The organism is Corallococcus praedator (assembly GCF_003612125.1).
Classification (GTDB): domain Bacteria; phylum Myxococcota; class Myxococcia; order Myxococcales; family Myxococcaceae; genus Corallococcus; species Corallococcus praedator.
This window is the reverse complement of record NZ_RAWI01000530.1, coordinates 1-5,369: the sequence shown is the minus strand read 5'-3', so window position 1 is coordinate 5,369 and position 5,369 is coordinate 1. Positions and strand designations below refer to the sequence as shown.

Annotated in this window: 3 protein-coding genes; 2 read left to right on the top strand and 1 reads right to left on the bottom strand. The window is 69.0% G+C overall.

Going from position 1 to position 5,369, the window contains the following annotated elements; all coding sequences use genetic code 11:
• Window positions 1–287: 287 nt before the first annotated feature.
• The gene (locus D7Y13_RS38005; protein ID WP_120585822.1) at window positions 288–1,577 is read right to left on the bottom strand and encodes a lanthionine synthetase C family protein; all 1,290 of its coding nucleotides are present in this window, start codon (window positions 1,575–1,577) and stop codon (window positions 288–290) included.
• Window positions 1,578–1,771: 194 nt separating this feature from the next.
• Here D7Y13_RS38005 and D7Y13_RS46075 point away from each other — a divergent pair, with 194 nt between their 5' ends.
• On the top strand, window positions 1,772–1,948 hold the full coding sequence (locus D7Y13_RS46075) for a hypothetical protein (protein ID WP_158620496.1): 177 nt from the start codon (window positions 1,772–1,774) through the stop codon (window positions 1,946–1,948).
• Window positions 1,949–2,023: 75 nt separating this feature from the next.
• Entirely contained in the window at window positions 2,024–5,287 is a 3,264-nt protein-coding gene (locus D7Y13_RS38000; RefSeq protein WP_147444533.1) for a lantibiotic dehydratase, read from the top strand.
• The last annotated feature ends 82 nt before the right edge of the window (window positions 5,288–5,369 follow it).

The following is a 5,369-nucleotide window of genomic DNA, read 5'->3' as shown; positions in this document are numbered from 1 at the left end:
GAGGAGGGGGGCGGCGGCGGCGGCCTCTCAAGAGAGGGAGCCGCCTGCGGCTCGCGGGCACTCGACGGGAGGGAGGCCGCAGCCACCTTCACCTCCCCGGCGGACGTGGAGGGCTCGACCTCGGTTGCCTGCGAAGATCCGGATGACCCGGTCAGCAGATAGCCGGCCACCGACAGGACGGCGAAGGGCAGACACACGCCCAGGACGAGCCGCCAGGGCGCGGACCTTCGTGGGCGCTCCCCTGCTCCGCGTTGTTCGTTTGGAAAAGAAGACATGCGGCGTTTCTCTCAGGGCTCGCGGGAGGGCGCTCGAACAGCGGGAGGCCCGGGAGGCAGGTCCAGCAGGAACATACGATCCCAATGGGGCTCAATGTGAGTGGTCGCCGCGAGGAGCGTGAGCGCCACCCCCGCACTGCCCGCCAGCACTCCCGGAGCATCCTGCCAGGCCTCGCTCGCCGCACCTTCGAGCTCCAGGCTCTGGTAGCCCCCAATGCCGCACCCCGGCTGGAACACCTCCAGGGTGCGGGAGAACCAGCCTCGGGCGGCCTCGAGGAGCCGCGGCTCGCCCGTCGCCTGGTAGAGGCGGTTGAACACGTGCCCGAGCCCCGCCATGCCGTGACACACCATGGCGTCCTTGACCCGGCACTCCTCCACGGGGCGATGCGCGGCCAGACGGGCCGTGAGCAGGGCCTCCTGCTCCCATTCAGGCACCCCCAGCTCGCGCGCGGCCAACAGCAACGCGGCGGCGACGCCCGGATCGCCATAACACCATGCGGCCCGTGCCTCCTTCGGGGGAATGCTCCGGGCAACCCACGCGGGAAATCGTGAGGAGCCCCCCTCGGGCAGCCTCTCGCGCAGCAGGTCCCGGACCGCGTCCCGGACGAGCTCCCGCGCAGGCGGCGGTTCCCAGGCACTGCAAGCCCGTGCCAGCAGGGCGATCACCCCGGGTGCCCCGTGAGCCACTCCCAGGTTGAGGTGGGGCACGTTGTAGCGCGTGCGCAGGTGGGGAGCCTGCTTTCCGGGCACCGTCCACCACCGCGCGCCCAGGCCGTCGCGCTCGCTCAGCTTCTCCAGCAGCCGCACGACGTGCCCCAGGCACTCTTTCGCGGAAGAGCGCTCCGGGTATTCCAGCCCGTAGACGCCCAGGCCCACCAGCCCACTGACGAGATCATGGCCCCCCTCCCATTCAGGGGCAGCGAGCTGGGCGCACACGAGCTCCATCACCTGCGCCGTGAGATCCTCCGGCGCCTGCCCGAAGAGGCACCGATGCACGTGCTCTGCTGCCCAGGCCACCCCGGTGAGGCCTGAATAGAGGCCCAGGGGCATTGGCGTACTGGCCGCGCCATCCATGGCGCGCTCGAGACTTTGAAGCGAGAACTCCCCAGCGTCTCCCCCCGCTCCCGCCCGGGAGAGATAGGCAAACAGCACGGCGATGCCAGACATCCCCTGGGACAGGGAGAAGTCACGCTCATATGTGCCTGACCGCGCCCGAAGGTCCCGCGCGATGAACTCGATCACCTGCCACGCGCGCGCGGCCTGCTCACCGCCCAGGATGGGCTGCCATTCTTCTTGATGCATTGCAGTGGAAGACTAGCAGAACCCCGCGGGGCTCCAATGTCCGAATTCTAGCTTTCCCTTGCCATGGATTGCAGGGCACTGCTAGGACAGCGCTGCTGTCCAGACGTCTGTCCAGACGTCTGTCATGGTGTCCCTGGCGTCAGTGCGGGCAGGCCGAGCAACCCAGGGCATCCCTCACCTAGGAGCGTAGTCATATGGAGTCGCGATCCCAGCCGAGCCAGAAGAAGCTGATCGTGAGCAAGGAGTCCATCCGCATGCTCGCGCAGAAGCAGCTTTCGACGGAGGCGAACATGATGCCGCCGGAGACCGATACCTCGAATACGACCAGCGGACATTGCTGCTTTGAGCCGTCGGACACCTGTCTCCTCTAATCCCACTCGAAAGCTCTTGACTGGGGGCTGGCGCATGACGCGCGTACCGCACATCGTGCGCCAGGCTCGTTGCAGATGACGGCCAACTTCGGGCGTGAGCCTCCGCATCGTGCGAGCACGGACTTCTTCGTGCTCCGAACTCCGCTGCTCCCCCTCCACCTGTTCTCTGAGTGGGCTTCTGGAGTCGAGCTGAGCCAGTTGGACGCCTCGTTGCCATGGGCAGAGCGCATCGAGGCCGCCAGGAGAGGCCTGCGCTCCCGGCTTCGTGAGCTGCTCAAGCTGCCCGAGGTCCACGAGGCGCTGCTCGTCTCCTCGCCCAACCTTGTTTCCAGTCTGGAGAGCTGGGTGCGGACCCCAGACGGACCCAGCGGGAGCAAGGTGGAGCGCGCCCTCGTCCGCTACCTTGCGCGAATGACGGGGCGCGCAACCCCCTTCGGGCTCTTCGCCGGGTGCTCCGTCGGCCAGTTGGGCCGGGAGACCCAGCTGTCACTCCAAGGCCGGGAGGCCTACCAAAGACAGACGCGCCTGGACATGGACTACCTGGCCTCCCTCCTCGACGCCTTGCAACGGCAAGGCGCGGTCAGGCACCACCCCCGCTATTTCCCCAATTCCAGCCTCTACCGCACGGCGGGACGGTTTCGGTACGTCGAGTCCTCACAGCAAGGCACTGAGCGGGCCTACGAGCTCGCCGCGGTGGAGGCGACCCCGTATCTGGAGTTCGTCCTGGAGCGTGCCCGGCAAGGAGCCCGTCGCGAGGAGCTGGCCCAGGCCCTGGCCGAGAGAGAGGGGGATGTCAGCGTCACGGAGGCGGGCGAGTACGTAGACGAGCTCGTCACCCTCCAGGTGCTGGTCTCGGAGCTCGTCCCGGCCGTGACGCTGCCGGATCCTCTCCGGGAAGTCATCGCGCAGCTCGGGAGGAGCCCGTCCACGGCCTGGCAGGCCGGGCAGTTGGAGCGGGTTCATGGACTGCTTGCCGAGCTCGACGCCGCGGGGCTTGGACAGCCGGAGGCGCGCTACCGAGCCGTCGCCGCGTGTGTGGAAGAGCTGCTGCCACCGCCGGAGCTTTCCAAGCTGGTCCAGGTCGACCTTTTCAAGCCCGTGGTTGAAGCAACGCTCGGGCGGGAGGTGATGGACGAGCTGCGCTCGGCCGTGGCGCTCCTCCATCGCATCAGCCCCATGCGGCGCAATCCCCTCCAGAAGTTCAAGGAGGACTTCCTGCGACGCTACGAGCAGCAGGAGGTGCCGCTGGCCGAGGCGCTCGACGAGGACGTAGGCATTGGCTTCGAGGCCGCGAGCGGGCCGGCGGCCAGTTGCTCTCCCCTGCTCAAGGGCCTGGCCTTCCCTGGCGCTCCCGTGGACACGGTGGAGTGGTCACGCGCCGGGGATCTGCTCCTGGAGCGGGTCCAGCAGGTGGTCCGGGCCGGCGGCCGGGTGCTCGAGCTGACGGACAAGGACATCGAGGCGCTCTCAGTCCCAGAGAGGCTGCCGCTGCCGGATGCCTTCGTCGTGGTGGCGACGCTGGGGGCCGCTTCGGAGGAGGGCCTCCGGCAAGGAGACTTCTCGCTGCTGGTGCGGCTGGTGGACGGGCCTTCGGGAGTGAGGCTCCTCGGGCGCTTCTGTCATGGGGATGAGGCGCTCGGCTCCGCCGTACGCCACCACCTGCGCCTCGAGGAGGCGCTGCGGCCCGACGCCCTCTTCGCCGAGGTCGTCCACGTCCCCGCGGGCCGGGTGAGCAACGTCCTCACGCGTCCCGCCCTCCGGGCCTACGAGATTCCCTACCTTGGGCGCTCCGCGGTGCCGCCTGAAGCCCAGATTCCGTTGGGAGATCTCCTGATCTCCGTTCGCGAGGGGCGGCTCGTCCTGCGTTCCCGAAAGCTGGGCCGCGAGATCATCCCCCGCATGACGACGGCCCACGCGCACAGGTACCCCCATAACCTGGCGATCTACCGGTTCCTCGGAGCGCTCCAGACCGAAGGGCACGCATGCAGCCTGACCTGGAGATGGGGCGCGTTGGATGGCGCGCCCTTCCTGCCAAGGGTCGTCGCCGGGCGTGTCGTCCTCGCCAGGGCGCGCTGGCTGCTCCGCGCGAATGTGCTGGAGGAGCTGGCGCAAGGCCCCGCCCACGAGCAGGTCCGCCGGATGCTGGAGCTCCGAGAGCGCCTGGGCCTGCCCAGGTTCGTCCTGCTCACGGATGGCGACAACGAGCTGCCAGTGGACCTGGAGAATGCGCTCTGCGTGGAGTCCTTCCTGGCTCTCGCGGCACGGCGGCGGGTGGTGAGCCTCACGGAGATGTGGCCGGCGCCAGGGGAGCTGTGCGCCAGGGGCCCCGAAGGCTCGTACCTCCACGAGCTGATCATCCCCTTCGTGGGCCGGGAATCCGAGCGGAAGGAAGCTCCCCCTCGCCCTCCCTCTTCCCTCCCCGCTGGGAGACGGAGCTTCCCGCCGGGCTCCGAGTGGCTGTATGCCCGGCTCCACGTCGGCTCCGGCCTCACCGATCGGCTCCTGCTCGAGAACGTCGCCCCCGTTGTGAGAGCGCTCATGTCGTCGGGCAGCGCCGACCAATGGCACTTCCTGCGCTACTCGGACCCCGAGCACCACCTCCGACTGAGGCTGCGCGGCCCACCGGACGCACTGCTACGGGAGGCCCTGCCGCGCCTGCACGACGCCCTGGACCCCCTCCTCCAAGAAGGCCGTCTCAAGCGGTTCCAACTGGACACGTATGTCCGTGAGGTGGAGCGATACGGAGGCAGCGAGGGAGTGCTCCTGGCCGAGGAGTTCTTCCACGTGGACAGCGAGGCGGTCCTCGCGACGCTGGAGGCGTTGGAGGGGCGGGATGGTGATGCGCGGTGGCAGTGCGCCCTCGCGGGGATGGACCTGCTGCTCTCCGACTTCGGGTTCGACCTGGATGGAAGGCACCGCATCGCCAGCCGGCTGCGCACCGCCTACGCCCAGGAGCACGGGGCGGGCAAGAGACTCGAGGCCCAGCTCAGTCGCCTCGCCCGTCAGCGTCGCCCCATCCTGGAGCCACTCCTGACGGGCCAAGGCCCCCCCGGAGGCGCGTCGTCCCCGGGTTTCGCCGCCTTGCTCCGTCGGTCGGAGCGCCTGGTGCCTGTTGTCTCGCGGCTGCGGGAGCTCGAGCGGAGCGGAGGCCTGTCGCAGGGGCTTGATGCGTTGGCCGCAAGCTACCTGCACCTGCACGTCAACCGGATGCTGAGGGACGCTCCGCGTGCGCACGAGTTCGTCCTCTTCGATCTCCTCGAGAGGCTCTATGCGTCGTTCCGGGCGCGGGGGATGCGCCTGGAGCCAGCAGCGAGGATGGACAAGGAGCGCTTGGGATGAGGAAGGGCCCCTGGAGTTGGCTGCGACTGGCGGGCCTGCTGCTCGCGGTGGGCTGCGCCTCCGCGCCTGCCCCCATCCCCCC

What these genes read in the sequence shown, in the direction of transcription:
- D7Y13_RS38005 (WP_120585822.1), bottom strand. Translation starts at nt 1,577, where the DNA reads ATGCATCAAGAAGAATGGCAGCCCATCCTGGGCGGTGAGCAGGCCGCG.
- D7Y13_RS46075 (WP_158620496.1), top strand. Translation starts at nt 1,772, where the DNA reads ATGGAGTCGCGATCCCAGCCGAGCCAGAAGAAGCTGATCGTGAGCAAG.
- D7Y13_RS38000 (WP_147444533.1), top strand. Translation starts at nt 2,024, where the DNA reads ATGACGGCCAACTTCGGGCGTGAGCCTCCGCATCGTGCGAGCACGGAC.